At 46.4% G+C, this 908-nt stretch carries 2 protein-coding genes; one reads left to right on the top strand and one right to left on the bottom strand.

The features are described 5' to 3' along the window. Positions 1 to 659, bottom strand: a 659-nt coding sequence (rph, locus tag A3729_RS24725; protein WP_068634387.1) for a ribonuclease PH, incomplete at its 3' end; no start/stop codon positions are given. Between the two features lie 151 nt (positions 660 to 810). Between rph and A3729_RS31115 the strand changes: the two genes are divergently transcribed. Continuing rightward, positions 811 to 908 (top strand): YicC/YloC family endoribonuclease (locus A3729_RS31115; RefSeq protein ID WP_369820157.1); only part of this gene is annotated, 98 nt, incomplete at its 3' end.

The raw sequence follows: 908 nt of genomic DNA, 5'->3' as shown, positions 1-908 counted from the left end.
AGTGCTAACATGGCATTAAATTCGGACTCTTCAAACGCTTCACCTTCAGCAGTGCCCTGAATTTCGATAAAGCCGCCTTTGTCAGTCATGATCACGTTCATATCAGTTTCTGCTTCTGAGTCTTCCGGGTAGTCCAAGTCGAGAACGGGTGTACCTTTGTAGATGCCTACAGAAATCGCCGCAATCTTTTGCTTTAGCGGGATTTCTTTCAGTTTTCCTGCATCTACCAAGCCTTGAAGAGCGTCCATGAGTGCCACGCAGCCCCCAGAGATAGACGCTGTACGAGTACCTCCATCTGCCTGGATAACATCGCAATCGATTTGAATGGTGCGTTCGCCGAGTGCTTTCATATCAACAGCGGCGCGTAATGAGCGACCGATTAGACGCTGAATTTCGACGGTACGACCTGTTTGTTTACCCTTTGCTGCTTCACGGATCATACGTGAACCGGTAGAGCGAGGCAGCATGCCATATTCAGCGGTTAACCAACCTTGTCCTTCACCTTTTAGGAAGCGGGGTACCTTTTCGTCTATTGAGGCAGTACAGATAACTTTGGTGTCGCCAAACTCAACCAGGACAGAGCCTTCAGCATGTTTTGTGTAGTTTCGGGTGATTTTAATCTCGCGTGCTTGATCTGGTTGGCGTTCGCTTGGTCTCATAAAGTTCTTCCTATTGGGGAATTAAATAAAGGGGTACCGGGAAAATTTGCCGGCAAGTTTATCACTTTAAAGGTGGGTTTCTAAGTGCCTAGCGAGTAGAATTCGTAAATCAATTTGAACATACGTAACTGAGCTAAGTGGGGAAGTACCAATGCTGAAAAGCATGACAGGATTTGCACGTTTAGAACTTGAAAGTGAACAAGGTGTATTAACGTGGGAGCTAAGAACGGTCAATCATCGTTATCTCGA

Source organism: Oleiphilus sp. HI0043, from assembly GCF_001634935.1.
Note: the sequence above shows the minus strand (reverse complement) of the source record. Positions and strands in the feature narration are given on the sequence as shown.